Source organism: Mycolicibacterium moriokaense (assembly GCF_010726085.1).
Lineage (GTDB): Bacteria > Actinomycetota > Actinomycetes > Mycobacteriales > Mycobacteriaceae > Mycobacterium > Mycobacterium moriokaense.
The window spans coordinates 5,682,610-5,708,942 of record NZ_AP022560.1; the positions used below are offsets into that span (position 1 = coordinate 5,682,610).

Here is a 26,333-nt window from a genome sequence, read left to right on the forward strand (position 1 = left end):
CACGCCGTAGCACATTTAGCTACACTCGATGTATGGCCCGGACCATTCCGCAGCGAGAGCTTCGCAACGAGAACGCCAAGCTCATGGATGCGGTGTCGGCAGGCGAGACCTTCGTGGTCACCCGCAACGGGGAACCAGTCGCAGAACTTCGTCCCGTGCAGTTAGTCCGGAAGACATTCATCAGCCGCGACGACCTGGCACACATGGCCGGCGCGAGGGTCCGGATCGACCCTGACCGCTTTCGCCGGGACCTCGACGACGCCATCGACCAGGGTTTGTAGATGGCCACCGGTCTGCTCGACACGTCGGTGGTTGTCGACTGGCACGACCCGTCAGTCGTCGAGAAGCTGCCGGACGAGATGGCGATCTCAGCCGCCACCGCCGCCGAACTGGCAGCCGGCACCCTCCTGGCCAGCACACCGGTCGAGGCCGCCAAGCGGCAGGCAAGGCTGCAGGAAGTCGAATCCCTGATGGAGCCAATCCCGTTCGACAGCAGAACCGTTCGCAGCTACGGACTCGTTGTAGCAGCGATAGTCGGCCAACGACGTAAACCCCGCAGCCGCTTGGCTGATCTGCTCATTGCCGCGACCGCGCATGCCAACGGCTTGGACCTCTACACCCGCAACGCGGACGACTTCACCGGTCTCGAGGATCTCGTCCGGGTGGTCGCGGTGTGACGTACCGGCAGGCACACTCCCCGACGCCGTGTTCCCAAGGGAGTGCAACGATCGACCTAGCAGGCGCGACGGAACGGATGTGCGCTCGCATAGTCGCCGGGCGTCGAGCCAAACCGGCGGTGGAACGCCTTGATGAAATTCGACACGCTCACGTACCCGACTTGGCGCGCTGCTTCCGCGACAGTGCATCGGTCACCGTCGAGCAGCTGACGCGCGCGGACCAGCCGCGCCTCCTTCACGTACTGATGCGGCCCGCAACCGGTCGCCTCGCGAAACACCCGCGACAAGCTCGACGGGCTCAGACAAACCTGCGCCGCAAGCGCATCGACAGTCAACGGCTCAGCAATATGCATATCGATGTAGGCCATCACCACGCCGACGGGATGGGCTGTAGTCTGCTGTGCGGCAACCCGAATCAATCGCCCGCCCTGTTCACCGCGTAACACGTGATACACCAACTCCCGCAACAACAGCGGTGCCAGCACGCGACGGTCACACTCGTCTCGCAGCGATTCCAGGAATCTCGCAGCGGTGCTCACTATGTCCGTACCGGCGATCGACGCGATGCGCTGACGTCCACGTGAATCATGCGCTGCAACGTGCATGCCACGGACGCTCGTCGTCACCGAACGAACCAGCGCCGGGTCTATCGGCAAGACAAGACCCAGCACCGGGTCGTCCTGTGACGCCCCCAAAACCAGCCAATCGAGTCCTTGGTAAGGGGCTGCCACCAGATGGTTGACTCCGCCGACGAGCCGCTCTCCGCAGGCCTCAGCATGACCGGACTGCGCGGTGACGACGAGCGACACCGACAGGTTCTCAACCCACTGCGGCCGCGACGGCCGAGTAAACCGGTAGATCGTAAGACCGGGCCAGCGACCGGCGTGCACGCCTTCGCCCGGTGCGAGCGCTGCCAACTGGGCGAATAATCCTGCGCCACAATCAGTCACGCTGGTCGCACGACCACCACTCATACCGCGATGCTCCCAGTGATCCCCTTGTCGCGCAGCCAGGTCAGTGCAACCCCGGCAACTTCCTGCCACCGCCGGTCGACGGTCAGGGAGTGTCCGGCGCCGTCGAACTCGTGAAACTCCGTGACTGCAGGTGATTTCGCATACCGCTTGAATGCGGCCTTGGCGGTCACGAACGGCACGGTGTGGTCGGCTGTTCCACCGGTGATCAGCAACGGTCCTCGGTCCGCGTTGGCGACGTCCACCTTCGCCGCGGAGTTCGGCACGAAGTTGGCGGTCCCCACTTCGAAAAGCGGCCTGCCCGGCGACGGGATCGACCATTGTTCCCACAAGGAATCCGACTCCGCCTCGGTCAGCGTGTTACCGAATCCGTAGCGCCACTGTGCGCGGGTGAGGCCCTTGGCTCGGCCACGGTTCAGCGGATTGCCCAACACCGGGAAAGCGGACCGCAGTTGCGCGAACGGCAACGCTCTCACGCCTTTCATCGGCGCCGGATCGATCGCCACCGCGGCTGCCACCTTGTTCTGCCCGAGCAGCTTTTGAGCGATCAAACCACCGAACGAATGCCCGACAGCCACCGGCAAGCTGGGGAACTGTTGGATCACCGCAGCGAAGTGCTCGGTGATTTGATCGAGGCTGAACCCGGCTTGGGCACCTGGGTTTTCACGGGATGCAGCCGTAGTTTCCGCTTCGCCCGGCCATCGCGGCGCGATCGCTCGGTAGCCGTTGGCCGCGAAGTGCTCGATCCACGGTTGCCACGACGTATACGACACCCAGAGTCCGTGAATGAAGACGATGTCTGACATAGCGCTGCTCCCTATAATCCGCGGTCTCAGTCGAAGACGATCACGGCGCGGCCGACGATGTCTCCTCGACCCAGCGCCTCCAGGTTCGTGTTGACGTCGTCGAGTTTGGTGGTGACCACGTTGTGTTTGATCAAGCCCTGACTGGCGAGGCCGAGAACCTCCGTGAGGTCGTTGTGATTGCCCCAGAACGATCCGAAGTAGGACTTCTCTCCGTTGACGAAGGGGAACAGCGGAAGTTCGATGCGCTGGCCCATCAAACCCACTTGTGAGAGCGCGCCTTCCACTGCCAGAACGGCCGCCGCCAACGCCAGCGATTCCGTCGAACCGGCGCAATCCAGAACCGCGTCGACGCTTCGCCGGCCGGTGAGCTCTTCGAGTTCGTCCTCGACATTCTCAACCGACTTGTCTCGTACGTTCACCGTGTGGTGCGCGCCGTTCTCGGTGGCCACCGCGAGCTTCTCGTCGCTTCTCCCGAACGCGACGACGGTCGCGCCGCCGCCGAGAAGTCGGGCATACTGCACGCCGTAACTGCCCAGGCCCCCAACGCCGTTGACGACCCCGGTGCGTCCGGCGCCGAGCTTCCCGGCGTCACGAAGCTTCTTCATACCCCGGTATGGTGTGACCCCGGCATCGGTCAGGGGTGCGAGGTTTTCCGGTCGCGCATCGGGTTGGTCGGCGACCGAGATCGCGTGGTCATACGGCGCCAGCATGTACTCGGCGTAACCACCGTCAGGCCCGAATCCGATGAGTTGCCCATTCCTGCAGAGCTGTTCGTTTCCTTCGTGGCACACGCGGCACGTGCCGTCGCCCCAGTTCGGGTTCACCACGACCAGATCGCCTTCCGACAGCCCCGCCGATTTCGGCACCTCGGAACCGATTGCGGCGATGGTGCCTGCCACTTCATGCCCCGGGATGAACGGCAACTCCACCGGCAGGCCGTCGCGGAAATAGCCGTCCAAGAGTTGATAGTCGCTGCGGCACATGCCTGCGGCCGCGACCTTGATCAGGACCTGATTGCGTCCCACTTCGGGGACGGGCACTTCGTCGATCTCGAGCGGTTCGTTGAAACGGTGGATTCGCGCCGCACGCATCTGCATTGTCGTCCCCAGACGTGGTGGGTGGTTCGCCGAGCCGCTGCCTGTGCTGACCCGGCATCAACGTATCCCGACCCAGTTGACCAGCAGTTGATTCGCAGTGGATCGCTGCGCCCGCCGCTGGATGTCGCGCGTCAGCGAAGTTCGGCGAGGAACCGGTCGACGCGTTGGACGAAGAGTCCGGCTTCGTGGTCCACCGACCATGCCCGAGCCGCTTCGGCAGCCGATTGAACGGCGGCAAGGGTTTCGCCGCGTGCGTGGGAACCACGCGCACGCAGAAGCAGTATCAGGCCCTGCGGGTAGCGCTGACCGAAGGCATCGACGTAGAACTGCGCGCGATCCAGTGCCTCGTCAGCGGCCTCGACTGACCGGCTCGCCAGGAGCATTTCGCCGAGCAGCGCGTACCACGTCGCGACGCATGACCGCGGCGGGTCGAGCAGGTTCGCGGCAATCAACTGCTGGGCCTCCTCGATGGCGGCCGTCCAGGTGTCCGGATCGTCGCTCGACAGCGTGATAGCCCAGCAACGCGCCAGCCGCTGGTAGGTGCCCAGGAAGACGAATGAGAATCCGGGGTCTACGGCAATGCCCAGCTGCGCTGCGCGCAGAGCCCACGCGGTATCTCCGACGATCGCCGCGACCCTGCAGGCCATCGTTGCCCAAACCGTTGTGCGATAAGGGTTTTCGCCCGACAGACCTTCCAAGACCCCAAGCAGCTCGCGCGCAGCGTCGACCTCACCGTGAAGTGCGGTGACCTCGGCCAGCATCCCGACCATGAGCGACTGCAGATCGCCGGCAACTGGATCTTCGTCGCTACTCGCCAGACCATCGACCAACGTCTGCTTCGTCTGACTCAGATATCGCACGGCCTCACCGACATTGCCGACGTCCCACTGATGAATTCCCCAGGCCTGCAACCCATAGGTTCGCACCAGCGGGTCCGACGATTCGTAGCCCTGCTCGAGCAGACGCCGCGCGACCGGTCCACTGCGGTCCAACTCGATGGCCTGTTGAAGGGCGGTCCAGCGGGAGAACAAGAAGCCGGCCGCCTCCGGTTTCCGGCCCAGACCGCGAGCCAAGTGCTCGGCTCGCTCGAACAGTTCCAAAGCGGCCATGCCGTACATCGACCGCATGCCGACCACCGCGGTCAGCTGGGACAGTGCCGACAACTCCAGTTCCGCCAGGCCGGCCTTCCGGGAGAGCAGGACCGCAGACCGGAGGTGCTCCTCGGCGGCTTCCAGCGCGGACTTCGTTGCCGCACTGCTGCCGGCATTCATCAGTGCCCGAGCGGTCCGGGCCGATTCGGCCAGCGGCCCTGCGGACCACAGGTGATATGCGAGACGTTCGGCGACGGAGTCGTCGTCGGCCCCGGCGCGTTCGAGCGCATCGCCGATTCGCAAATGCAGGTGCGGCGCCTGCCCGTTGGGGATGATTCCGACGACCGAATCGCGGATCAGATCGTGAGTGAAGGAGTAGGAGAACGGATCTCGGGGTGTCTGCTCGAGGAAGCCGAAGGCCTCCAATGAGTCGAGCTTGTCGAGGCAGGTCTGAACGGTGAGCCCAGCGGCTTCGGCGAGCAGATCGAGGGTGACGGTCCTGCCGATGAGTGCCGCGACATGCAGAAGGCCCGTGCAGACCTCGTCGAGGTGCGTCAACCGGTCCTTCACGACGTCCCGAAGCGAGGCCGGCACCTTCGCCGCAGCGGCGCTGTCCGCGGTGAGCGCGTCATCGTCGGCGAGGTAACGGGACAACTCACGAACGAAGAACGGGTTACCGCCGGTGCGCGCGTGCAGGCCTCGAGCCAGGTCCGCAGGCGGATCCTGGCCGGTTTCGAAACGGACGAGTTCCGCGACCTCGGCCACGTTCAGAGAGGCCAGGCGGATCCGCCGATGGCCCGGCACCCTACCTGTGGCGGCCAACATGCGCGCCAGTTCCTGGGTGGGAGTGGGAGCGCGATCGCGCATCGCCCCGATGATGGCTATGCCAGCTGGGAGTCGTCCCGCGAGGTGCGCGAACAGCTGCAGCGACGCAGAGTCGGCCCATTGCAGATCGTCGAGCACGATCACCGAAGGCCGTGCAGCAGACACGTTCTCGAGGAAGGCGACGACTCCCTCGAAGAGGCGGAACTGGGTGCCGCTGTCGGGAAACAGGGGCCCAGAAAGGACGCCGTCGCGTGGCTCGACGAGTCGACCGATCTCGCTGTTGACCCATTCGTCCCGGGCGGCGACGGGCAGCACATCGATGAGCGCGCGCACCACCTGAACCCAGGGCCACATCGACGGCATCCCCTCGCGTTCGAGGGAGCGGCCCCACACGACGAGGACGTCGCGACGAACGGAATCGGTGGCGATCTCCTGCAGAACGCGGGTCTTGCCGACCCCCGGCTCACCCTCGACGATCACCGACCCGGCACGGCCCGCGAGTGCGCCATCGACGACCTGCTCGAGCATCTTGATTTCTTCGGCCCTGCCGACCAACGGACTTGCGTACAGGATGGCTACGTCTGCGCGATCCGGATCATGCGATCGCCTGCTCTCAACAACGTTGTGCTGCAACACATCCTGGTGCGCCTTCTCGAGGGCTTCACCGGGGTCGAGCCCGAGGTCCTCGGCGAGACGGCCGCGCACCGCCTGGTACACCGACAAGGCTTCGACCTGGCGTCCGGCAGCGCCGAGAACTGTGATGAGCCCCGCCTGCACCCGCTCATGCAAGGGGGCCATTGCCGCGGCAAGTCGAACGGACGCGAGCACTCGCTCGGGATGGCGTGTTGCGACCGCAAGATCGACAGCCGCCGCGCAGGCGTCGAAGAATTCGTCGTTCAATCCGGCGAAGATCGCCGAAGCGGTGGGTCCGTGCGCAAATCCGTCGCCAGCCGGCCCGTTCCACAGCTCCAGCGCACGCGCGTAGTGATCCAGCGCCGCATCGAGCCGATCATCCGCCATCGCGGTCCGCGCGTCGCCGACATTATTCCGAAAGCGCAGCAGATCAAGCTCATTCGGATGCACCGTGAACAGGTACCCGTCGCCCCGCCGCGACAGGTACGAGCCGGCCCCTCGCGCCGGTAGTGCGGGCTCAAGCACCCGCCGGAGGGCACCGATGTACTTGTGGAGGACATTGACCGCACTTGTCGGCGGGTCCCGACCCCAGATCGCGTCGATCAGCTCAGCGGTGCTCGTCGGGTGTCCCACCCTCGCCAGCAGAACAGCAAGCACGTGCCCCTGCTGCTGCGGACCCGCATCCACCTCGGCGCCGTCACGCCAAATCCGCAACGGACCGAGGACATGAAGACTCAACGCGCCAGGCGAGTCCGAAAGCTCGCTGTCGGGCGCACCGACGGAACCGTTCGGCACAGTCACGTCTGTCGCTTCCGGATCGATCCGATAAGTGGCCACTGTGACCGGCCGTACCGACTCGGATCGACGCCGGCCCGTATCGACCGGCCACCCTGGCCTGCCCAGTTACCCGATGAGCTTACTGTCCGGGCACCGTCGGCCGCAGGACGAACGACATCGTCACCCAGCACTCCGATAGCCCATTCGTGCCCGGTGATTGCCCGTTCCGCGCGGATCGCAGCTAGAGCTAAGCCGCGTTCCGCTCGCACGTGCTGTGCTGCGTCCAACGGTCGGATGTCTTAGGTCAAGGAGAAGGTCATGGGTGTCCCATATGTGCTGTTCGTCGCAACCAACGCCGCATTCATCGGACCGCACAATCGTCCGACGGGCTTCTTCTTTCCCGAGATCGCCCATCCATTCGAGACCCTCGATCGCGCAGGCATCGCCGTCGAGTTCGCCTCTCTGAAGGGCGGCAAACCGCCGGAGGATGGATTCGACGGTGACGACGAGAGCCAGACCGATTTCCTCGACAACAAGGCCTATCGGCGGTTATCGCGTAGCCGCAAGCTGTCGGAGGTGGACGTGGTGGACTACGACGCGGTGTTCTTTCCGGGCGGCCTCGGACCGATGGTCGACATCACCCGTAACCCCGAGGTGCAGTCCACCGTCATTCGCGCTTGGGACGCCGGCCTGATCGTTTCGGCAGTGTGCCACGGTCCATCGGCATTTCTGGGCGTCACCCTCGACGACGGCACGCCGCTGGTACGTGGCCGCAAGCTGACCGGCTTCTCCACTGCTGAGGAAGATGGTTATGCCGACCAAGACGTGCCGTTCGACCTCGAAGCCGCATTGCGAGAGGAAGGCGCCCTCTACGAAGCCACTGAACCGTGGCATCCGAAACTCGTTGTCGATGGTCGTCTGATCACCGGTCAGAACCCGCAATCTGGGACGCTCGTCGGCGAGGCTCTGGTCGAGGCGTTGAAGCAGATTCCATGACACCGGTGAAATCGGTTGTAGTGGTGGCCCATTGGCGGCCCACCGAAGAATCGATCGGCACCATCCGCGGCCTACTGGGCGAATTGCAGCGCAAATCCCTGGCCGAACCGGGATGTGAAGGTTACGAGATCCTCCAAGCCGATGACGATCCGACCGGCATCGTGCTGATCGAACGCTATCGCGACGAGGAGTCGCTTGCGGCGCATAAGAATTCGGACCATTACCAACAGATTGTCGTCGCGAAGATCGGTCCGCTGCTGGCCGAGAGACGCGTGCAGATTCTGCGCCCCGTGTAGTACGAACGCCGCGCAGCGGGTAGTCCGTTTCCCATGAACGCACGCAGCATGGCAGACGATTCGTCCGAGCAAGTGCCCGGCCAGCAGACCGGCGAAAGCTCGGTCAGCGACCGCGAGCACATCCGCGGGGAGGACCGCGGGAGCGATGAGCAGGGGATGGGCAGGGACGCGTCCTCGCGCTGACCTGCCGAGGTCAGCTCTGCAGTAGGGCTCTCAGCCGCGAAGGTTCCCGTCCGGGTGTAGCGCGACCTTCGGTTATTGACGACGGCGTAGCAACGCTGTTAGTCCAGCTGACCAAAACCTAAGCAGGAAGCCATATCTGGCAGTTCCCTGAGAAATGCAGACCTGCCGCGTCATCCGTACTAGTGTCAACGGTGGTTGAGCTTCCAGCCCGCCGGCAGCGCCTCATGGCGCCGCGTACTGGGGGTTTCGCCTGGGAACGCTGCCCGGCGACAATCTGAAGACGCCTCGGGGGAGTGGTGTGATGACGACGGTTGAGACCGTACAGATCGGTCGACCGGATGCTGTGTCGATAGATGAGCACCTTCGGTGCGGACGAGCGACGTTCTCAGTGCGACGGCTGTCGGCGTCGCGGCTCGCCATCGCGGTGATCGGCGAACTCGACGCCGCCAACGGACGCGACCTCGGCCGCTTCGTCGAACACCACACCGGTATCTCGCGCCAACTCATCCTCGACCTGCGGGCCGTCGAGTTCGCCGGAACGCAGGCCTTCACCGCGCTCTACTACATCAGCGTGCACTGCGCCCGCAGCGACGTCGACTGGATCATCATCGGCAGCCACCCGGTGCGACGCCTGCTGTCGATCTGCGATCCCGACGGCGAACTGCCGCTCGTCGACGACCTCCCGTCGGGCCTGGATCTGCTGACCCGCTCGGCACGCTGCCACCAGCACGTTCGGCCCGCGGGCTAGCGTCCGGCCGCCACACTCCTGCTCCGCCGTGGCTGGTTGCTGCGCGCCCGGCAAACTCCAGTAAGACGCTTTCCTCTATTTGTATGACGGCCTCGATACGTCTTCCTCGCCGTTCGTTGACTTCCCCTTGGCGCGGTCATACATTTTTAATAATCTGTCGCACCAGCCCGAAACAGGTGGCCCATGACCGTCGACGTGCTAGCTCCCAGTGTTTTCGATGCCGGGCTCCCGACGCTGACGTACGCCGTCGACGAGAGCCCGGCAGACGTGTTTCCCCGGATTCAAGAGGCACAGGCGCAGGCCCCGATCGCGATCGGCCCGTTCGGGCCCGAGATCATCTCCCACGAACTGGTCCGCGCCATCCTGCGCGACCCGCGCTTCACCATCCCGCCCGGACTGAACCTGATGATGCACGGCATCACCTCGGGACCGCTGTGGGACAAGATCGTCAACAGCCTCCTCGGCGTCGAGGGCGAACCCCACCGCCGGCTGCGCAGCCTGGTGTCCAAGGCGTTCACGCCGCGGGCCAGCGCGCGGCTGCACGACACCATCGTCGACGTCCTCAACGAACTCGTCGACCGCGCGGCCGTCGACGGGCGCTGCGACGTCGTCACCGACATCGCCCGGCCCTACCCCGTACCGATCATCTGCGCACTGCTCGGCGCCCCGCGCGAGGACTGGGAACAATTCTCACTGTGGGCCGACGACATCTTCACCGCATTCAGCCTCGACCTCGAGGCGGGCATCGACGAGGCGCTCGTCATGAAGGCCTGGGGCGAGCTCGATGACTACGTCGACGAGATGGTCGCGCGCCGGCGCCACACCCCCACCGACGATCTGCTGTCCGACCTGATCCGCGCCGAGGACGAGGGCGACCATCTCAACGCCGCCGAACTGCGCATGCTCGCGGGCGGCCTGCTCCTCGCAGGCACCGACACCACCCGCAACCAGGTCGCCGCGTCGATCGACATCCTGCTCGACAACCCCGACCAATGGGCGCTGCTGGCCGAGCATCCCGAGCTGGCGGCCACCGCCGTCGAGGAGACCATGCGCCACTCCCCGATCGCCGTCGGCACGCTGCGCTCGGTCACCGAGGACACCGAGTTCGCGGGCTACCTCTTCCCCGCCGGCACACCGGTGCTGGTGAATACCTTTGCCGCCAACCGGGATACGGCCATCTACGACGACACCGACCGTTTCGACATCACCCGCACCGAAGCACCCGCCGTGCTGAGCTTCGGCGGCGGCATCCACTACTGCCTCGGCGCGAACCTGGCCCGCCTCGAACTCGCCGAAGCCCTACGCATCCTGACCCGCCGCATCGTGCATCCGAAGCGCACCGGGCCCGCGCCGTGGAAGCCCATGATCGGGCTGGGCGGACCGCGAACACTGCCCATCGAGTTCTCCAATGCGTAGCCGCGGCTGGTCGGGCAACGCGCCGGCCAGCGACGAAGAGGCCATCGACCGGATTCTCGACGCGGCCGACGCCATCATCGCCGAGCGCGGGTCGAGCGTCCGCATCGCCGACGTCGCCCGCACCCTGGGCGTGACGCGCCAGACCGTCTACCGCTACTTCCACAGCAGCGAGGAGCTGTTGCTCGCCAGTGGGATGCGCACCGCGGACGGCTTCCTCGACCGGCTCGCCGAGCGCACCAGCGGGCTGACCGAACCCGCTGAGGCGCTTGTCGAGGGCATCGCGTTCGCCGTCGAAACACTGTCCGACGACCCGCAGTTTGCCAACCTGCTACGCAGCGGATCCAAGCGCGGCTCGACGGTCTCGTTGACCTCCGACACAGCGCGGGCGTTCAGCCGTTCGATGCTGCACCGCTGCGACGTCGACTGGGAGAGACACGGTTTCGACGACGCTGCTCTCGACGAGTTAGCCGAGCTGGGACTGCGGACGTTTCACTCGTTGCTCGTCGACCCCGGCGAGCCCGCCCGCGACGGTTTCGCCTTGCGCCGCTTCATCTCTCGCTGGTTGGGCCCGGCGATCGTGTATCCGCGGCTAACGCAGGCGTTGGAGGCGCTGCAGCCCGCCGGTGTGCGGCCGCAGCGAAGCAGACCCACTGCCGCGTCCTGAATTACTTTCCCGTGACCCCGGCACCCCGTCGGCCAGCAACTGGAAGGGGTTGACCCGCGCCGAGGACTTCACCGGCGACTGCAATCGCGCTGTAGTGGCCGCAGAGGACGTATGGGTCTGCTGCCGCCTGACTGTTCCCAAATCCGTTCGATGCGAGCAGGATCGCCACTGAGGAGCAGCCGCCCCACCGTGCGTGTCCATGCCATGAGCTAGAAGGGTAGGTCCTTATAGACCTCTTTGAGAACGATCGGAAGCATCGCGTTGGCGGTCGTCCTGCCATCCGGTGACAATGTCAGGTTCGTCCAAATCACCAGCGTCACATCGGCATCCGGATCGTGGCCGATGAACGAGTTGAACCCCGGCAGCTCGCCGCCGTGGTAGTACATCTGGGCGGTCGGGCTGTACCGCTGATACGAGATTCCGTAGCCGTACTCCTGTCCCCCGGGTGCGCTGGGATCCTCGACTTGCAGGCTGTCCAACCACTGCTTCTGGTAGTCGGCGTCGAACACCTTGCCCGACACCAGCGTCTTGATCCACGTCGCCAGGTCGTTGGCCGTCGAGATCGCCCCGCCTGCCGCAGTGGCATACGACGGGTTCTGGTCGGTGTAGTCGACGGGCTTGAGTGTGCCCGCGTGCATTTCGTCCTGCATCTGGTCCGGGTACTCCACGTCGGCGAGGGCATACCTGGAGTCGCCGTACATGTAGCCGTGTGAGGAGGGCGACGGGATCTGAGTGTCACCGCTCGCCGGCAGCGAGGTTTGACTTAGCCCGAAGGGTCCGAAGAAACGTTCCTGGAACTGGTCGGCCAACGGCCGGCCGCCGACCTTCTCGGCGACCAGACCCAGCAGCGCGTAATTGGTGTTGTTGTAGTCGTATTCGGCGCCTGGGGCGAACTCCCGCGGGTGCGCGAACGCGATGGCCAGCGCCTCCTGCGGTGTCCATGCCTTCGCGGGATCGGTATCGAGGATCTTCGCGAGCTCGGGCGCGCCCGTGTAGTTGTAGAGGCCGCTGCGCATCGTCAACAGGTCGGCGATGGTGATGTTCGCGCCGTCGGGCACATCCGGCACGTAATTGGACACGGGGTCGGTGAACTTCAGCTTGCCGTCCTGCGCGAGCAGCACGATCAGTGCGGCCGTGAACGTCTTGGTGTTCGACGCGATCCGAAAGTGCGTGTCCGCGGTCGGCGGTGTCGTCGCACCGAGTTCCGTCGTGCCGACACCGACGTCGAAGGTTCCCTGCGGCGTCCGCAGGACGACCATGGCGCCGGGGACGAGGAGGTCCTTTGCGGCCTGCTCGACCACCTTCCGCAGGGATGCGGGGTCGATGGTCTTCAGCGCCGGATTCGGGGCGCCCGTTGTCGTGGAAGTGGTCGACGGCCCCGCCGTCGACGGCTCGGGCGACGACGCACACCCGGCGAGGCCGAGCGCGACGCACATCGCCAGCGACGCGACCCGGGCCGTTGCTGTCATGGCCCGCCAACCATAGGGCCTCCTCGGGGCCGGGGGACGATATGCGCCGCCGGCGGACCACTGGATGACCCGATACATCTCGCCGCCGCAGGTGACAGAAACTGTCACAATTTCGCCTCGTACCCTGTAGACGCTTAATTGAACCTTGAGAAGGCAGGGGGAGGCATGGCTGAACACTGGATTCGATGGGGCGGGGTCGCCGGCCTGGGAAGTATCGCAGTGACGGGAGTCGCTGCCGCAGTCGTCGGCAAGCAGCTGCCACCGTCGGCGGGAGACGAGGAGATCCACGCGTTCTTCGTCGACCACCACGCCACATTGGTGACCCAGGGCTGGTTGATCGCGCTCGCCGTCTCGATGCTGGTCTGGTTCGCTCTCGCCGTGCGTCGAGTGCTGCACCGGGCCGAGGCCAGCCGGAGCCTGGGGGACCTGTTCTTCGTCGGCTGGGCAGTGTTCGCCTCGATGATGTTGGTCGCGATGGCGATCCAGATCGTCGTCGCCCGAGCCGCGGATCGGCTGTCACCGCATGCGGTGCGGGTCGTCGGGTTCGACTTCGGCTTGGCCCTGGTCGAGTTGGCCGGCTTCTCCATCGGTTCGGCGGCCATCGCCTATGCGATGTGTGTCTTTCAAAGGGGTGCGCTGCCGCGCTGGACGGCGTGGCTGGCGGTCGTCGCCGCAGCGCTGAATCTCATCGGCACGCTCGGCGTCCTCGTCGCCACCGATCTCCCAGCGGCGGCGAGCTGGGCCACGGTCTGGATCCCGTCACTGGCCACCATGATCTGGTACCTCGGCGTCTCGGTGGTGTTGGTGCGACTGCCGGCCTCTAAGGGCGGCTGAGCGGGCGTCAGCGAACGGGCCGAGTCAACGACGCCACCCACGTATGCCCGTCAGCAACCCGAAGGACCTTGCCGGAACGATATGGTCACTGCTGCACGGCGTTTCGACCCTGACGATCGGCCGCCACCTCACCAACGTCGGCATCCGCGAGGACGCCGAGGCGATCACCGAGCGCGCATTGCGACAAATGTTGATCTGAATTCTTATGAGCGACAGTGATTTCTTAGAAGTTGCTCAGAGATGTTCTGCCACAAGTGGAATAGGACCCCGATCGCGAAACTTTGCGTGGTCAGGATTGTCGATGCGTGCTAGCTTCGCCTCATGCGGACATATGCGAAAGTTCTCGTCGCCGCTGGCGGTCTGGCGTTGTCATTGACCGCCGGGGCCGGGATGGCGTCTGCGCAAGATCTCAGCGCAATCATCAACACCACCTGCACGTACCCGCAGGTGCTCGGAGCGCTCAACGCGCAGAACCCCGCGGCTGCGGCCGAACTGACCAGCTCCCCCATCGCCACCGGCGTGGTGCAGGACTTCCTCGCGTCCCCGATTCCTCAGCGTCAGCAGACCGCCCAGCAGCTGTCGGCCATGCCGGCCGCCCAGCAGTATCTCGATACGATGCTGTTGGTCGCGGGCTCCTGCAACAACTACTGAAAACAGTAGCGACACAACCTGATTACTACTAAGCGGGACCGGTCAGGTTTCCGTCGCGAATGTCGTTGCGGCATTCGATTCGACTCTTCCCCGTCTCACTGACACAGACCCGCACCTGCTCCTCGATGCCCGGCGGGTACACCTCGTCGTTGGGTCCGGGCATGACCGTCGGGTCCGGCACGGGTCCGGAATAGATCGACCACAGGTGATCGCCGGTGCTCGGCAGGCTCGAGCAGTACGCCTGCTGCCCCGTCGTCGCGACGCCCGCGGCACCGAGGGGGTCGCAGTCCGCGCCGATCCGCACCACCGGAATGGCCGGCGCGGTGGCGGGCGGCGGCGCCGGGGCAGGCTGCGCAACGGTGGGACGCTGGGCAGCCGGTTTCTCCCGGTCCGCGAAGATCACGCCCGCCGCGATCGCCACACCGACGAGCACCGCCGCGGCGCCCCCGATCAGCAGTGCGTTGCGCAGCCGGTGCCCGCCGGCCGGCGAGGCGTGCTTCGTCGGCTGCCGTCCCGACGCCTGCGCCGCGACCGTCCGATCGGTGGCGCCCAGTTCCTGCGCGACCCCGGATAGACCGGCGGCCATCGCCTCGGCGAACTCGGTGCACGTGTCGAAGCGGTCGGCGGGCGACTTGGCCAATGCGCGCTCGAACGCGAACCCCAGCCCCGACAGCTCGGGAATGCGCTCGCCGATCGACGGCGGGCTCGCCGTCAGGTGGTTACTGATCACCACCGCCGGATTGTCGTGTTGGAACAACTGCTGCCCGGCGAGGAGGTGGAAGGCCGTCGCGGCAAGTGCGTACTGGTCGGCCCGGCCGTCGAGCGACTGCCCCATCAGCTGTTCGGGCGCGGCGTAGGCCACCGTGCCGACGGTCATGTCGGTAGCCGTCAGACCGGACGAGTCCCGCACCCAGCGCGCGATCCCGAAGTCCGCGAGCATCACGCGGCTGAACTTCGAACCAGTCTGGGCCAGAAGGATATTCGATGGTTTGACGTCGCGGTGTAGCAGGCCTTGTTGATGCGCATAGTCCAGCGCGTCGGCCACGCCCGACACGATCCGCACGACGTCCTCGGGCGGCAGACCACCGCCATAGTCGGCGAGCATCCGCGCAGCGTCGGTGCCCTCGACGAAGTCCATCGTGATCCACAGCTGGCCGTCGAACTCGCCGCGATCGTGCACCCCGACGATGTGCGGGTGCCACAGCCGTGCGACCACGTCGGCCTCGCGGTTGAAGCGCTCGCGGTACTCGTGGTCGATCGTCAGTTCGCGCGGCAGGATCTTCAGCGCGTCGTACCGCGGCAACCGGGGGTGCTGCACGAGGTAGACCTCGCCCATCCCGCCGGCGCCCAGCTTGCGCACGATCGTGTACCCGGCGAAGACGTCGCCCTCGGCTAGCGGCATGGCCGCACGCCCCACATATCGCCCGTCGGAGCCATGTCAAAACTCTCGCACGCAGCGGCCCGCGCGTTGCTGTGGGGCTGGCGGACGGCGCGTCGGCTACGACGCCGGCAGCGGAACCGGCGTGACGAGCTGCCCGGATTCCAGGAAGCTGTCCAGGTTGCGCAGCGTGAGTTCCTCCATCGCTGCGCGGGTCTGGACGGTGCCGCTGCCGACGTGGGGCTGCAGTACGACGTTGTCCATCGACAGCAGCGGCTCCGGGACGTTCGGTTCGTGCGCGAACACGTCCAGGCCCGCGCCAGCCAGCCGACCGTCGACCAACGCCGACACCAAGGCGTCTTCGTCGACGACGCTGCCGCGGGCGATGTTGACGAGATAGCCGTCGGCTCCGAGCGCGTCGAGCACCTCGCGGTTCACCAGCTTCTCGGTGCTCGCACCGCCCGTCGCCGCGATGATCAGCACGTCGGCCGCGGCTGCCAGCTCGACCGGCGAGCCCACGTACGTATACGGCGACCCGTCGACCTGATGCCGGTTGTGATACGAGATCGTGCAGTCGAAAGCACTGAGCCGCTTGGCAATTGCGCCGCCGATGCGACCCATCCCGATGATCCCGACGCGGGTGTTGCTCACCTGACGGGTCAACGGGTAAATGCCGTCGACCGGCCACCGGCCCGCGCGCACGTAACGGTCTGACGCCGGGAACTGCCGCAGCGTGTCGATCATCAGGCCCACCGCGGTGTCGGCCACGCAGTCGGTCAGCACGTCGGGGGTGTTGCTCACGCCGATGCCGCGGGCGGCGGCCGCGCCGACGTCGGTCGTGTCGTAGCCGACGCCGAAGTTCACCACCGCGCCGAGGTTCGGCAGCGCCGCCATCAGGTCCGCGTTCACGCCGACGCCGCCCGACGTCACCGCCACGCGGATCTCGCTGCCGTGCGACGTCAGGAACTCCGCGCGCTCGGCGGGGTCAGTGGGCAGCAGGTATGCGGCGTAGTCGTCACGAAGTTTCTGCGTCAGCGACGGCATCAGCCGGCCGACCTGCAACACGCCTTGGGGCATAGTGCTGCACGGTACGGTGACGTGCGGAAACTCGCTACCGGGCCGGGCCTACTCGGCGGTGGCCGATGCCGGGACGTGACGCGACACGGTCTCGTCCAGGGTTTCGCGCAGGGCGCGGATCTCGGCGATCAACCGCTCGAGGTCCTCGCGCTCGATGTGCAGGACTTCGGCCCGACCGGTCGTCGTCACGGTGGCGTTGCGCAGCTTGCCGCGGCGCAGCGCGTTTTCGCCGATGATCTCGCCGGCCCCGACGACGGCGATGCGCTCATTGCCGACGTAGACGCCCGCCTCCCCGCTGAGCAGGATGTAGCAGGCGTCCGACGGGGTCTGCTCACGAATCAGCGGCCACGGCCCCGAGGTCGACGTGCGGTGTGCCGCTTCGACCAGCTTTTTCAGGTCGGAGTCGGAGAACTTCGCGAAGGTCGGGAACTCGCGTAGTCGGCGGACGCTTTCCTGTTGCTCCTGGCGAAGGGCCTCGGCGCTCTCGCGCTCGTACTTGCGGTTGTCCATGGTGGGTCCCCCGATCCGCGATCTGACCCTGACCTCGACGAGCCTATCCACCGCACTTCAAGAATGTGGCAAGAATTCCTCAAGATCAGTGCCCGAACCTTGGGTCGTCCCACCGACGCACCCAAGGAGCAAGCCCCATGATCGATCGCCTCCGCGCCCTCGCCGTCACGGCCACCGGAGCGGTCCTCCTCGTTTCAGGACTCGGACTGGTCGCGGTCGGCCTGGCCGGCATGTAGCCGACGCGCGTCGATTAGTCGACGCGGTCGAGCCGTCCCGCGGTGGCCTGGCCGCGGGGCGGCCCGTCCGCACCGACTATCGCCTGCTCCGCTCCCGCTGAGCCCGCTCTCGTCGAGATTGAACTGAGGGTTGTTGAGCGCACGCCACAACCATCAGTTCAATCTCGGTCATAGGACGCCAAAAGGAGATGTCTTATCGCTCGTCCGAGCCGTACTCGAGCGCGGGTTCCGCCGAGTCCACTCCAGTCCGCGACAGGATGGTCAGCATGTCGGGCTGCACCTCGTAGCGGGCCCCGTCGGCGGGGTTCACCGCCGTGAACCCGCGACCGGACGGCGTCGCATTCGACAGCTGCAAATTGGCGCCGTCGCGCAGCCGCTCACCCCGGTAGTAATAGGTGCCCGGCGCCGACTCGCACACCACGGCAATCGAGTTCGCTGTCCGGATCGCCGCAGCGGGCGTGCTGCCCGGGTCGCAGCGCGCGGTATGGCCGACGAACCCCTGCGCATCGGTGCCGGACACCCCCGCGATGGGCTCCGACCGAGCCGACGTCGTCGTGGTAGGTGTCGTGCTCGTCGTTGTCGACGGCGACTCCGTGACCGTCGTCGTCTCCGGCGCCGGCGTTGAAGTAGGCACCGCCAACCTCGTCTGCGGCGTCGACCCGCCGCTGCGGTCGCCGAACACCAGCACCGCCGCGAGAACCACGGCCGCTGTGAACATCACGATCGTCGCCGCGACCAGCGCCACCTGCGTCGGGCCGAACCGCGACTTCTTAGAAGGCGGCGGCGGCAGATAACCGGTCCGTACCGGATTCGGGTCGACCGCGGTGAACTGCCTGGTGTGACTCGGCGGAACCGGAGGGACGGGCACAGCCGGCGGAGGCGTCGACTCCGACAGCGCCGCCGACGCGGCCTTCGCCAACTCACCGGCCGTCGAATACCTCTCGCTGGGCTGCTTGGCCATGCCCTTCGCGATCACGTCGTCGAACCCGCGATTGATGCCGCGCCGCATGATGCTGGGCCGCGGCGGCGGCGAGAACATGTGCGCGCCCATCATCTGCCGCACGTCGCCTGCCTCGAACGGCGCACGGCCGGCAAGGCACTCGTACAGCAGGCAGGTCAGCGAATACACGTCGGCGGCCGGTCCGCCGCGCGCGCCGCTGAACCGCTCGGCCGCCATGTAGGCGCACGAGCCGATGACCAGTCCGGTGCTCGTGACGCTCGCCTCGCCGCCGCCGTGCGCGATACCGAAGTCGACAAGATAGGCGAAGTCCTCGGGCGTCAGCAGCACGTTCTCCGGCTTGATGTCGCGGTGTACGAGGCCGTTGGCATGCGCCGCGTCCAGCGCGGCCGCGACCTGACTGATGATCGACACCGCACGCGCAGGCGGCAACGGCCCCTTGGCGAGCAGCTCATCCTTCAGGCTCGCACCCTCGACCAGCCGCATGTCGATATAGAGGACGCCGTCGATGTCGCCGAAGTCGTGCACCGGGATGACGTGCGGCTCCTGCAGCCGCGCGGCGACGCGGGACTCGCGCCGGAAGCGCTGCTGAAAGCTCTGATCGGCGGCCACCTCGGTGCGAAGCAGCTTGATCGCCACCACGCGCTCCCTGACGGTGTCGTAGGCGCGGTACACCTCGCCCATTCCGCCGACACCGATCAGCGACTGGAGCTCATACGGCCCGAATTGCGTACCCACGCGAGTCCCGCCGTTCGGGGAACCCATATGAATCCTTTCGTCCTTCGCTAGATGTGTGCAGGTCGATCCGCTGCGTTCAACCGAGTTCCCGCGACAACCTGATCCTTAACCGCTCCCCGCAGCGGTAATATGTGGCGCACCGATGCGACCACCGAAAGCAAAGCAGCACAACCGATTTGCTCACTGGCGAGTGTACAAAGGGTAGCGGCACTTTGCGAACGGCGTTTCCGGGGGCAGCCGGCCAGCGACATGCCTGCTGACCTGCGCAGCCACGCATCCGCGCACCGCCGGTCGCACGTCACAAATTCATAGGCATAACGTTCGCCGCGACGGGGAACACCCTCTTGTCCGGCGGCATGTCGGTATCCGAACAATGCGCGACAGGAGCCACGGTGGCTGATTCACGTACCAAGACCGCACCCACTGCGCAATCGAAATGGCTGTCTGAGTCCGCGGGGAAGATCCACGGCTCCGACAAGGACGAGGTCCAGTTTCACTACGACATCTCCAACGACTTCTTCAAGCTGTGGCAGGACCCGACCCAGACGTACAGCTGCGCGTACTTCGAGCGTGACGACATGTCGCTCGAGGAAGCGCAGATGGCGAAGGTCGACCTGTCGCTGGGCAAGCTGGGGCTTCAGCCGGGGATGACGCTGCTGGACATCGGTTGCGGCTGGGGTTCGACGATCATGCGGGCCGTCGAGAAGTACGACGTCAACGTCATCGGCCTCACGCTCTCGCAGAACCAGAAGCGGCACATCGAGGAGCACTGGTTCGCCAACTCCACCAGCAGCCGCAAGATGGAGGTTCGACTGCAGCCGTGGGAGGAGTTCGACGAGCCCGTCGACCGCGTCGTATCGATCGGCGCGTTCGAGCACTTCGGCTTCGGCAAATACCCCGACTACTTCAAGAAGACGTACAACCTCATGCCCGACGACGGCGTGATGCTGCTACACACCATCCTCATCCCCAGCGATGAAGAGGTGAAAGCCAAGAAGCTGCCGCTGCTGATGTCGACCGTGCGCTTCATCAAGTTCATCCTCGACGAGATCTACCCCGGCGGTCGGCTGCCGCTCGCGGCGCAGGTCGTCGAGCAAGCCACGAAGGCCGGCTTCACCGTCACGCGCGAGCAGCATCTGCAACCGCACTACGCCCGCACCCTCGACACGTGGGCGGCAAACCTCGAGGCGAACAAGGAACGGGCCATCGAGATCACGTCCGTCGAGGTCTACGAGCGCTTTCACAAGTACCTCACCGGGTGCGCCGACCTGTTCCGCAACGGATACACCGACGTATGCCAATTCACTTGCGAGAAGCAATAATTCATTTAGTAGGGTTAAGCGTTGATGACCGACATGAAGTCCCGCCCGAACGACATGCAGCCTCCTTTCGAGGACGTCCAGGCGCACTACGACCTGTCGGACGAGTTCTTCGGGCTGTTCCAGGATCCATCACGCACCTACAGCTGCGCATACTTCGAACGCGAGGACATGACGCTGGCCGAGGCACAGCTCGCCAAGATCGACCTCGCGCTCGGCAAGCTCGACCTCCAGCCCGGCATGACGCTGCTCGACGTCGGCTGCGGGTGGGGTTCGGTGATGAAGCGCGCCGTGGAGAAATTTGACGTCAACGTCATCGGTCTCACGCTGAGCAACAACCAAACCCGTTACTGCAGGGAGCTCTTCACGACGCTCGACACCGACCGCAGCATGCGCGTCGAGCTGCACGGGTGGGAGCAGTTCGACGAGCCCGTCGACCGCATCGTGAGCATCGAGGCGTTCGAGGCCTTCCCCAAGGAGCGTTACGGCGCGTTCTTCGAGACGTGCTACCGGATCCTGCCCGACGGCGGCCGGCTGGTGCTGCAGACGATCATGGGTCATCCGCTCAAGCGCTGGCCCGACCTCGGCATCCCGATCGTCATGTCCGACCTGAAGTTCATGCGGTTCATCGCCAAGGAGATCTTCCCCGGCGGCTCGATCCCCTGCGACGAGGACATCATCGGACTCTCGGGCGAGGCCGGCTTCGCGATGCAGCACTTCGAAACGCTGAACCCGCACTACGTCCGCACCCTCGAGACCTGGGCCAAGAACCTCGAGGCCGCGCACGACGAGGCCGTCGCCGCCACGTCCGAAGAGGTCTACCAGCGCTACATGAAGTACCTGGTGGGTTGCGCGGACTTCTTCCAGCGCGGCATCAGCGAACTGGGTCAGTTCACGCTGACCAAGGGCTGAACGTCAGGGCGCGCCGAACACCAGCGCGACGTTATTGCCGCCCAGGCCAAAGGAATCCGCGACGGCGTACCGGTAGTCGCCGTGACGCGGCCGGTCGGCCACCACGTCGAGATCGATCTCGGGATCCAGTGCCTTCAGGTTCAGCGTCGGCGGGATGACCCCGTCGCGCAGCGCCTGCACCGTCAGCACCGCCTCGACCGCACCTGCGGCACCCAACGAATGGCCCAGTGCCGCCTTCGGCGCATACACCGCCGCCGAGTGGTCGCCGAGGGCGCGGCGGATCGCGCGGGCCTCGGCGAGGTCGCCGTGCTTGGTGCCGGTGGCGTGCGCGTTGATGTGGTCGATGTCCGTCGGCGTCACCCCGGCCAGCTCGATCGCCCGGGTGATCGCGTCGCCCGCCCGCTCTCCCGTCGGGTCCGGGTCGACGACGTCGAAGGCGTCGGACGTGATGGCCGCGCCCATCAGCCGCGCCAGGATCGGCGCGCCGCGGGCCTTGGCGTGCTCCTCGGTCTCGATGAGCATCAGCGCGCCGGCCTCGCCGAGGACCATGCCGTCGCGGTCGGTGTCGAAGGGACGGCACGCGGCGGCCGGGTCGTCGTTGTTGGACGCCAGCCAGCCGAGGTTGGTGAACGACGCAACCGGCACCGCCTCGATGTAGTTCTCGACGCCGCCGCAGATGGCGATGTCGGCTTCGCCGAGGATGATGCCCTGCCAGGCCTCCGCGATGGCGGCGGCGCCCGACGCGTCGGCCAGCACCGGTGACGTGATGCCCGCCTTGGCCTGGAAGTCGAGCCCCACCGAGGCGGCGGGCGCGTTCGGCATGTGCATCTGCACCGCGAGCGGGTTGGCAGCGCGCACGCCGCGTTGCTTGAAGTCGTCGTACAGCGAGATCATCGCCTGGGTGCTGGCCAGCGCGAGCCCGATCGAGACGAGCAGGCGACGGGTGTCGACCTCGGGGGATCCGGCGGCCTCCCACAGCCGGCGGCCCAGCACACGCGACATCTTCTGCATGTACGACAGCCGGCGCAGCTCGACCCGGTTGAGGTGCTGGTCGAAATCCTCGCGGAGTGGACCACCGATGCGGATGGGCAGGTTGTATTCCTTGACGAACGGCTTGTCCAGTCGGCGAATGCCGCTCTGCCCCTCCAGCAGTTGCTGCCAGGTGTCTTCGGGGTCGGTGGCCAGCGCGTTGGTCGACGCCAGCGCGGTAACGACGACATCGGGAAGACCGCCGCCGGTCGTTCTACTGGCCATGGGTCACCAAAGTCCTTCACTCAGCTAGCGGACCTGGTCGTGATTTCCCCAATCTACGACGGAATATGCACCGCCGCAGCGACTTCTTCGATCCGCACACTCCAGCAACGGTTCTAGCGTAAACGACAGCTCTTCGGTCACCGACGAAGGGGCCGATCGCGTCTAACTCGACCGGCGGGAATCACGCCGAAATCATCAGGCAGGCACCGATGTTCGAGGACGGCGCGCTAGAGGACTGCGTCCTCGGCGCCGAGGCGCCCCGACCAGACGGCGCTCTCGGCCTTGGCGATGCCCATGAGGCTGTGGGCGAGGTCCCAGAGTTTGCTGTCGCGCTCCTCGAGAGATGCGGACAGGCCCGCCGCGCAGCGCATCACCGTCGCGCCGAGGTTCTGGGACGTCATGTAGGGCACCACGAGCAACTTCGCGCAGGCGGTGCGGCCCTCCACCATCATCAGCCGGGGACGGCGCGGGCCAGGCCGGTCAATGACGCGAGCGCCGGTGACGATCGACTCGAGGTCGACCGGCCCCTCGGTGGGCGACCAGTTGATCCCGATGTCGACGATCTCGCCGAGCGGGGCGTGCAGCACACCGATGAGCTCGGGCAGCTCCGAGGCGACCGACGCGGAGTGGGGCCACCACGCTCCGTCGATGTCGGCGCCCAGCTGTCGTGCGAGTAGAAGTCGTACGGGGCGGGCCACCCGCCGCGTCCCCGACAGACCGTTCACGAGGAAGGCTTAGAAGAAGGCGACTTCTTTTGATCCTGGTCCGAGAAGGTGGGGTTCTCCGTGCGCTCCGTGGAGGGCGCGCGCTTCGCAGCAACCTGCGGCTCGTAGGGGTGTGAAAACAGGTCCGACGATTCCATAGGACACGTCCTTAAAACGTACGGGTACAGCCCGTACATACGAATTGGGCGAACAGAAATCCGTCCGCAAGCTGATCGCGGGAGCAATGTTGGAAGAATGCTGGGCGAAACGGCCTACACCCAATTTACCCGATCAATGCCAAGCGCAGTGATGCGCGTCGATCTTCGGTCCTAAAAACGCGCTGTGGGCTGGCGGGAAATACCCACCAGCCCACGCGACGAAGATCTGGTTAAACCGCTGTCACACCGGTTGCCTGCGGGCCCTTGGCCCCCTGCTCGATGTTGAATTCGACCCGCTGGTTCTCCTCGAGCGACTTGAAGCCGCTGCCCTGGATCTCGCTGAAGTGAACAAAAACGTCGTCCGCTCCACCGTCGGGAGCGATGAAGCCGAAGCCCTTATCGCTGTTGAACCATTTCACAGTTCCCTGCGTCATACTTTTCTACTTCTCTCATTGTGATTGGATGTCGAAAAACACCCAGGTCAACCGTAGCACGGTCTGCCGATAAAGCGTATTCGCTTGTGCTGGAATATCTTTCGTCCAGTTCCGGGGGTCGGCGTGCGCGCTCTGTCGATTTTCCTTGCGTGCCAACGCTTCTGCAGCGGCTGGCTGCACGCATCGCCGCAAGTGGTTGCGACACGGTCACGGAAGCATATCCATCCGGGTACCAGTAGTCACAAAAACCCCACTGATCACTATGGTCACATCAGCCCCCAAAGACGTCTTTTGCGACGTCGTGCCCCTGAAAGGTGTGACATGTCGCCGCGACTTCTCATCGCAACGGCTTCGGTTGCCTCGGCCACCGCACTGACCGTCGCGATGGGTGTCCTGCCATCCGCGTTCGCCGCACCGTGCACGGGTCCCGCCGCGGCCATTCAACCTCCGACGACGGCGAACACCGGCGAGACGCCGGACCTGCCCGGCGACGGTCGACCGCGGGGTCAACGGCCGACCGGCACGAATGACGGCGCCCCGCTGCCCCACCTGGGCCAGATCCCGCGCTCCGGGCAGATCGAGCAGCAGGCCGCGGTCGTCCCCGACCCGGCGCGACCGGTTCCCGATGCGAACCCCGTCAATCCGCCGGCGCCACCGGCGCCGTCGCCGCCGGGCACCTCCCTCGTCGGCTGGGTGACCGGGCCGGAAAGCCCGAACGACACGGTCAAGCGGTTCGCCATCACCGGGACCGACCTCGGCATCATGTGGGACAACGGCAATGGCGAAGTGTTGATGGCGTTCGGCGACACCTACGGCTACTGCAGTGTGCGCGGCCAACAGTGGCGCTACAACGTGTTGATGCGCAGCCGCGACGGCACGCTGACCAACACCGTGGCGGCGTCGAGTTCACCGCTGTGGGCGCAGGGCCTTTCGAAGCAGATCATCAACAGCATCAGGTGGGCGCCGACAGAGAAGGGCATCATCCCGACGGCGGGCATCTCGGTGGGCGGCAAGCAGTACATCAACTTCATGTCGATCAAGAACTGGGACAGCGACGGCCGGTGGACGACGAACTTCTCGGCGATCGCGGTCTCGCCCGACAACGGTGAGCGCTGGGGCGTGTATCCGGACTCCGTGCGCCCGGCCGCGCCCAACAACGTGCAGCGGGCGCGCTACGTGCCGGGCAACGAGAACTTCCAGCAGGGAGCGTTCCTCAAACCCGGGCCTGGAGATCCCTACATCTACTCCTTCGGCACCCCCTCGGGGCGTGGGGGCTCCGCATACATCTCGCGGGTGCTGCCGGCGGGCATCCCCGACCCTCGCAGGTACGAGTACTGGAACGGTGATTCGAACTCCTGGGTGCCGGGGGATCCAGCGGCAGCGACGCCGGTGATCCCGGGGCCGGTAAGCGAGATGTCGGCGCAGTTCAACACCTATCTCAAGCAGTACCTGGTGCTCTACGGCAACGGCGCGAACGACATGGTCATGCGGACCGCACCCGCGCCGCAGGGGCCGTGGAGCCCGGAGCGGCTGCTGGTGCCGTCGATGCAGTTCCCCGGTGGTATCTATGCGCCGTTCCTGCATCCGTGGTCGACGGGTAAGGAGTTGTACTACAACGTGTCGCTGTGGTCGGCGTACAACGTGATGCTGATGAGAACCGTTCTGCCGTAAGGCAGTACACAGCTATGCCCGGTGTCGGGGAGGCGCCGGGCATAGCTTGTTTGCAGCCCTATGGGCGACATTCACACCATGGCTGTTCGAGTCTGACCACAGCCGTGGTGTGAATCTCGCGCATAGGAGTGAATCGGTTACATATCGTGCAGTCATGGACGTAGTTCCGCACGTGTCCCGTCGCCGACTGCTGCAGTTGGGAGCCGCGGGATTGGCGCTGACCTGCTTGAGCCAGCCCACGGCAGCGGCGACGGTGAACCCTGTGGTCTTGTGCCGGGATGCCTGGGGTGCGCAACCGCCCCGTCCTGGTGGTGCGCCCAATCCCCTCAGCCTTATGACGCTGCACCACACCGAGGTGGTTCTGGGCAACAACGCCAACGCGCCGGCTCGACTCCGCCAACATCAGCATTACCACCAGGACACGCAGGGGTGGATCGACATCGCCTACCACTACAGCGTCGACCGCAACGGGAACATCTACCAGCTGCGCGACCCGCATCTCGTCGGCGATACCGCGACCACCTACGACCCGACCGGTCACTTCCTCGTCGTCTGCGAGGGCGACTTCGACAAGGAGGCGGTGTCGGAGGACCAACTGAACGGGACGGCGTTGGTATTCGCCTGGGCTGCGCAACAATTCGGCATACCCACCGGCACATTGGCGGGGCATCGGGACTTCGCTCCCAAAACGACATGTCCTGGCGCAAGTCTCTACGACCACGTCGCGTCCGGCGACCTCCAGAACCGGGTGGACAGTCTGCTGGCCGCAGGCCCCGTAGCTCTGCCGACGGTCTGCGGGCCCGAGGCGGACGAGATCGTCAGAGAGATCGAGGCGGGTCTGCGGTAGGCG

The 26,333-nt window shown here is 65.8% G+C and carries 27 protein-coding genes; 15 read left to right on the forward strand and 12 right to left on the reverse strand.

Annotation, left to right across the window (positions count from 1 at the left end; genetic code table 11):
- The first annotated feature begins 32 nt into the window (after positions 1–32).
- Positions 33–281, forward strand: a complete 249-nt coding sequence (locus tag G6N43_RS27680) for a type II toxin-antitoxin system Phd/YefM family antitoxin (RefSeq protein ID WP_083157363.1) — start codon at positions 33–35, stop codon at positions 279–281.
- On the forward strand, positions 282–677 hold the full coding sequence (locus G6N43_RS27685) for a type II toxin-antitoxin system VapC family toxin (RefSeq protein ID WP_083157362.1): 396 nt from the start codon (positions 282–284) through the stop codon (positions 675–677).
- Positions 678–733: 56 nt separating this feature from the next.
- Here the strand turns inward: G6N43_RS27685 and G6N43_RS27690 are convergent, their stop codons facing one another.
- The 4 genes from G6N43_RS27690 to G6N43_RS27705 all read right to left on the reverse strand — a co-directional run bounded on the left by G6N43_RS27690 (position 734) and on the right by G6N43_RS27705 (position 6,901).
- Positions 734–1,651, reverse strand: a complete 918-nt coding sequence (locus G6N43_RS27690; RefSeq protein WP_083157361.1) for an AraC family transcriptional regulator — start codon at positions 1,649–1,651, stop codon at positions 734–736.
- Positions 1,648–2,454 (reverse strand): alpha/beta hydrolase, encoded by an 807-nt coding sequence (locus G6N43_RS27695; protein WP_083157360.1) that lies wholly within the window; start codon positions 2,452–2,454, stop codon positions 1,648–1,650. Before G6N43_RS27695 ends, G6N43_RS27690 begins: the two co-directional genes overlap by 4 nt.
- Positions 2,455–2,480: 26 nt before the next feature.
- On the reverse strand, positions 2,481–3,551 hold the full coding sequence (locus G6N43_RS27700; RefSeq protein WP_083157359.1) for an NAD(P)-dependent alcohol dehydrogenase: 1,071 nt from the start codon (positions 3,549–3,551) through the stop codon (positions 2,481–2,483).
- 131 nt (positions 3,552–3,682) lie between these two features.
- Positions 3,683–6,901 carry a BTAD domain-containing putative transcriptional regulator gene (locus tag G6N43_RS27705; protein ID WP_234810306.1) on the reverse strand — a complete coding sequence of 1,073 codons (3,219 nt, stop codon included), beginning with the start codon at positions 6,899–6,901 and terminating at the stop codon, positions 3,683–3,685.
- Positions 6,902–7,195: 294 nt separating this feature from the next.
- Here G6N43_RS27705 and G6N43_RS27710 point away from each other — a divergent pair, with 294 nt between their 5' ends.
- From G6N43_RS27710 to G6N43_RS27730, 6 genes are all read left to right on the forward strand, one after another.
- On the forward strand, positions 7,196–7,873 hold the full coding sequence (locus tag G6N43_RS27710) for a type 1 glutamine amidotransferase domain-containing protein (protein ID WP_083157358.1): 678 nt from the start codon (positions 7,196–7,198) through the stop codon (positions 7,871–7,873).
- Positions 7,870–8,169 (forward strand): putative quinol monooxygenase, encoded by a 300-nt coding sequence (locus G6N43_RS27715; RefSeq protein ID WP_083157357.1) that lies wholly within the window; start codon positions 7,870–7,872, stop codon positions 8,167–8,169. The genes G6N43_RS27710 and G6N43_RS27715 overlap by 4 nt, the downstream gene beginning before the upstream one ends.
- Before the next feature lie 48 nt (positions 8,170–8,217).
- Complete coding sequence (locus tag G6N43_RS30915; protein ID WP_263991822.1) at positions 8,218–8,352, forward strand: hypothetical protein; 135 nt, start codon at positions 8,218–8,220, stop codon at positions 8,350–8,352.
- 301 nt (positions 8,353–8,653) lie between these two features.
- Complete coding sequence (locus G6N43_RS27720; protein ID WP_083157356.1) at positions 8,654–9,100, forward strand: STAS domain-containing protein; 447 nt, start codon at positions 8,654–8,656, stop codon at positions 9,098–9,100.
- A gap of 183 nt (positions 9,101–9,283) precedes the next feature.
- Positions 9,284–10,516, forward strand: coding sequence for a cytochrome P450 (locus G6N43_RS27725; protein WP_083157355.1), 1,233 nt, complete (start codon positions 9,284–9,286; stop codon positions 10,514–10,516).
- Positions 10,509–11,180, forward strand: coding sequence for a TetR/AcrR family transcriptional regulator (locus G6N43_RS27730; RefSeq protein WP_083157354.1), 672 nt, complete (start codon positions 10,509–10,511; stop codon positions 11,178–11,180). Before G6N43_RS27725 ends, G6N43_RS27730 begins: the two co-directional genes overlap by 8 nt.
- A gap of 209 nt (positions 11,181–11,389) precedes the next feature.
- Here G6N43_RS27730 and G6N43_RS27735 read toward each other — a convergent pair whose 3' ends face one another.
- Positions 11,390–12,649, reverse strand: a complete 1,260-nt coding sequence (locus G6N43_RS27735) for a serine hydrolase domain-containing protein (protein ID WP_083157353.1) — start codon at positions 12,647–12,649, stop codon at positions 11,390–11,392.
- A gap of 165 nt (positions 12,650–12,814) precedes the next feature.
- Between G6N43_RS27735 and G6N43_RS27740 the strand changes: the two genes are divergently transcribed.
- The 3 genes from G6N43_RS27740 to G6N43_RS27750 all read left to right on the forward strand — a co-directional run bounded on the left by G6N43_RS27740 (position 12,815) and on the right by G6N43_RS27750 (position 14,134).
- Positions 12,815–13,483 carry a hypothetical protein gene (locus G6N43_RS27740; RefSeq protein ID WP_083157352.1) on the forward strand — a complete coding sequence of 223 codons (669 nt, stop codon included), beginning with the start codon at positions 12,815–12,817 and terminating at the stop codon, positions 13,481–13,483.
- 43 nt (positions 13,484–13,526) lie between these two features.
- Entirely contained in the window at positions 13,527–13,682 is a 156-nt protein-coding gene (locus G6N43_RS27745) for a hypothetical protein (protein WP_163658236.1), read from the forward strand.
- Positions 13,683–13,804: 122 nt separating this feature from the next.
- A complete protein-coding gene (locus G6N43_RS27750) occupies positions 13,805–14,134 on the forward strand; it encodes a hemophore-related protein (protein WP_083157351.1) in 330 nt (109 codons plus the stop codon).
- A 28-nt stretch (positions 14,135–14,162) separates the two neighbouring features.
- On the opposite strand, the gene G6N43_RS27755 is transcribed toward G6N43_RS27750, so the two are convergent.
- The 4 genes from G6N43_RS27755 to G6N43_RS27770 form a co-directional block, all read right to left on the reverse strand.
- A complete protein-coding gene (locus G6N43_RS27755) occupies positions 14,163–15,536 on the reverse strand; it encodes a serine/threonine-protein kinase (protein WP_083157350.1) in 1,374 nt (457 codons plus the stop codon).
- 96 nt (positions 15,537–15,632) lie between these two features.
- Positions 15,633–16,589, reverse strand: a complete 957-nt coding sequence (locus G6N43_RS27760) for a 2-hydroxyacid dehydrogenase (RefSeq protein ID WP_083157349.1) — start codon at positions 16,587–16,589, stop codon at positions 15,633–15,635.
- 48 nt (positions 16,590–16,637) lie between these two features.
- Positions 16,638–17,099 (reverse strand): cyclic nucleotide-binding domain-containing protein, encoded by a 462-nt coding sequence (locus G6N43_RS27765; protein ID WP_083157348.1) that lies wholly within the window; start codon positions 17,097–17,099, stop codon positions 16,638–16,640.
- Between the two features lie 429 nt (positions 17,100–17,528).
- Positions 17,529–19,058 (reverse strand): serine/threonine-protein kinase, encoded by a 1,530-nt coding sequence (locus tag G6N43_RS27770; RefSeq protein ID WP_083157347.1) that lies wholly within the window; start codon positions 19,056–19,058, stop codon positions 17,529–17,531.
- 365 nt (positions 19,059–19,423) lie between these two features.
- On the opposite strand from G6N43_RS27770, the gene G6N43_RS27775 reads away from it, so the two are divergent.
- Together G6N43_RS27775 and G6N43_RS27780 are read left to right on the forward strand one after the other, a co-directional pair.
- The gene (locus tag G6N43_RS27775) at positions 19,424–20,353 is read left to right on the forward strand and encodes a cyclopropane mycolic acid synthase family methyltransferase (protein WP_083157346.1); all 930 of its coding nucleotides are present in this window, start codon (positions 19,424–19,426) and stop codon (positions 20,351–20,353) included.
- Positions 20,354–20,377: 24 nt separating this feature from the next.
- Entirely contained in the window at positions 20,378–21,262 is an 885-nt protein-coding gene (locus tag G6N43_RS27780) for a cyclopropane mycolic acid synthase family methyltransferase (RefSeq protein WP_083157345.1), read from the forward strand.
- 3 nt (positions 21,263–21,265) lie between these two features.
- On the opposite strand, the gene G6N43_RS27785 is transcribed toward G6N43_RS27780, so the two are convergent.
- From G6N43_RS27785 to G6N43_RS27795, 3 genes are all read right to left on the reverse strand, one after another.
- Positions 21,266–22,516, reverse strand: a complete 1,251-nt coding sequence (locus G6N43_RS27785) for a KasA/KasB family beta-ketoacyl-ACP synthase (RefSeq protein WP_083157344.1) — start codon at positions 22,514–22,516, stop codon at positions 21,266–21,268.
- A gap of 227 nt (positions 22,517–22,743) precedes the next feature.
- Entirely contained in the window at positions 22,744–23,241 is a 498-nt protein-coding gene (locus tag G6N43_RS27790) for a DUF5994 family protein (protein ID WP_083157343.1), read from the reverse strand.
- A 367-nt stretch (positions 23,242–23,608) separates the two neighbouring features.
- Positions 23,609–23,812 carry a cold-shock protein gene (locus G6N43_RS27795; protein WP_083157341.1) on the reverse strand — a complete coding sequence of 68 codons (204 nt, stop codon included), beginning with the start codon at positions 23,810–23,812 and terminating at the stop codon, positions 23,609–23,611.
- A 321-nt stretch (positions 23,813–24,133) separates the two neighbouring features.
- Here G6N43_RS27795 and G6N43_RS27800 point away from each other — a divergent pair, with 321 nt between their 5' ends.
- Together G6N43_RS27800 and G6N43_RS27805 are read left to right on the forward strand one after the other, a co-directional pair.
- The gene (locus tag G6N43_RS27800) at positions 24,134–25,483 is read left to right on the forward strand and encodes a glycoside hydrolase family 183 protein (RefSeq protein WP_083157340.1); all 1,350 of its coding nucleotides are present in this window, start codon (positions 24,134–24,136) and stop codon (positions 25,481–25,483) included.
- Positions 25,484–25,637: 154 nt separating this feature from the next.
- On the forward strand, positions 25,638–26,330 hold the full coding sequence (locus tag G6N43_RS27805; protein ID WP_083157339.1) for a peptidoglycan recognition protein family protein: 693 nt from the start codon (positions 25,638–25,640) through the stop codon (positions 26,328–26,330).
- Positions 26,331–26,333: the final 3 nt, after the last annotated feature.

Excerpts from the sequence above, each read along its gene's own strand:
- G6N43_RS27720 (WP_083157356.1), top strand. The coding sequence starts at position 8,654 with ATGACGACGGTTGAGACCGTACAGATCGGTCGACCGGATGCTGTGTCG.
- G6N43_RS27765 (WP_083157348.1), bottom strand. The coding sequence starts at position 17,099 with ATGGACAACCGCAAGTACGAGCGCGAGAGCGCCGAGGCCCTTCGCCAG.
- G6N43_RS27685 (WP_083157362.1), top strand. The coding sequence starts at position 282 with ATGGCCACCGGTCTGCTCGACACGTCGGTGGTTGTCGACTGGCACGAC.
- G6N43_RS27725 (WP_083157355.1), top strand. The coding sequence starts at position 9,284 with ATGACCGTCGACGTGCTAGCTCCCAGTGTTTTCGATGCCGGGCTCCCG.
- G6N43_RS27690 (WP_083157361.1), bottom strand. The coding sequence starts at position 1,651 with ATGAGTGGTGGTCGTGCGACCAGCGTGACTGATTGTGGCGCAGGATTA.
- G6N43_RS27750 (WP_083157351.1), top strand. The coding sequence starts at position 13,805 with ATGCGGACATATGCGAAAGTTCTCGTCGCCGCTGGCGGTCTGGCGTTG.
- G6N43_RS27800 (WP_083157340.1), top strand. The coding sequence starts at position 24,134 with ATGTCGCCGCGACTTCTCATCGCAACGGCTTCGGTTGCCTCGGCCACC.
- G6N43_RS27745 (WP_163658236.1), top strand. The coding sequence starts at position 13,527 with ATGCCCGTCAGCAACCCGAAGGACCTTGCCGGAACGATATGGTCACTG.
- G6N43_RS27700 (WP_083157359.1), bottom strand. The coding sequence starts at position 3,551 with ATGCAGATGCGTGCGGCGCGAATCCACCGTTTCAACGAACCGCTCGAG.
- G6N43_RS27770 (WP_083157347.1), bottom strand. The coding sequence starts at position 19,058 with ATGGGTTCCCCGAACGGCGGGACTCGCGTGGGTACGCAATTCGGGCCG.
- G6N43_RS27695 (WP_083157360.1), bottom strand. The coding sequence starts at position 2,454 with ATGTCAGACATCGTCTTCATTCACGGACTCTGGGTGTCGTATACGTCG.
- G6N43_RS27805 (WP_083157339.1), top strand. The coding sequence starts at position 25,638 with ATGGACGTAGTTCCGCACGTGTCCCGTCGCCGACTGCTGCAGTTGGGA.
- G6N43_RS27780 (WP_083157345.1), top strand. The coding sequence starts at position 20,378 with ATGACCGACATGAAGTCCCGCCCGAACGACATGCAGCCTCCTTTCGAG.
- G6N43_RS27730 (WP_083157354.1), top strand. The coding sequence starts at position 10,509 with ATGCGTAGCCGCGGCTGGTCGGGCAACGCGCCGGCCAGCGACGAAGAG.
- G6N43_RS27755 (WP_083157350.1), bottom strand. The coding sequence starts at position 15,536 with ATGCCGCTAGCCGAGGGCGACGTCTTCGCCGGGTACACGATCGTGCGC.
- G6N43_RS27680 (WP_083157363.1), top strand. The coding sequence starts at position 33 with ATGGCCCGGACCATTCCGCAGCGAGAGCTTCGCAACGAGAACGCCAAG.
- G6N43_RS27795 (WP_083157341.1), bottom strand. The coding sequence starts at position 23,812 with ATGACGCAGGGAACTGTGAAATGGTTCAACAGCGATAAGGGCTTCGGC.
- G6N43_RS27715 (WP_083157357.1), top strand. The coding sequence starts at position 7,870 with ATGACACCGGTGAAATCGGTTGTAGTGGTGGCCCATTGGCGGCCCACC.
- G6N43_RS27735 (WP_083157353.1), bottom strand. The coding sequence starts at position 12,649 with ATGACAGCAACGGCCCGGGTCGCGTCGCTGGCGATGTGCGTCGCGCTC.
- G6N43_RS27785 (WP_083157344.1), bottom strand. The coding sequence starts at position 22,516 with ATGGCCAGTAGAACGACCGGCGGCGGTCTTCCCGATGTCGTCGTTACC.
- G6N43_RS27760 (WP_083157349.1), bottom strand. The coding sequence starts at position 16,589 with ATGCCCCAAGGCGTGTTGCAGGTCGGCCGGCTGATGCCGTCGCTGACG.
- G6N43_RS27710 (WP_083157358.1), top strand. The coding sequence starts at position 7,196 with ATGGGTGTCCCATATGTGCTGTTCGTCGCAACCAACGCCGCATTCATC.
- G6N43_RS30915 (WP_263991822.1), top strand. The coding sequence starts at position 8,218 with ATGGCAGACGATTCGTCCGAGCAAGTGCCCGGCCAGCAGACCGGCGAA.
- G6N43_RS27740 (WP_083157352.1), top strand. The coding sequence starts at position 12,815 with ATGGCTGAACACTGGATTCGATGGGGCGGGGTCGCCGGCCTGGGAAGT.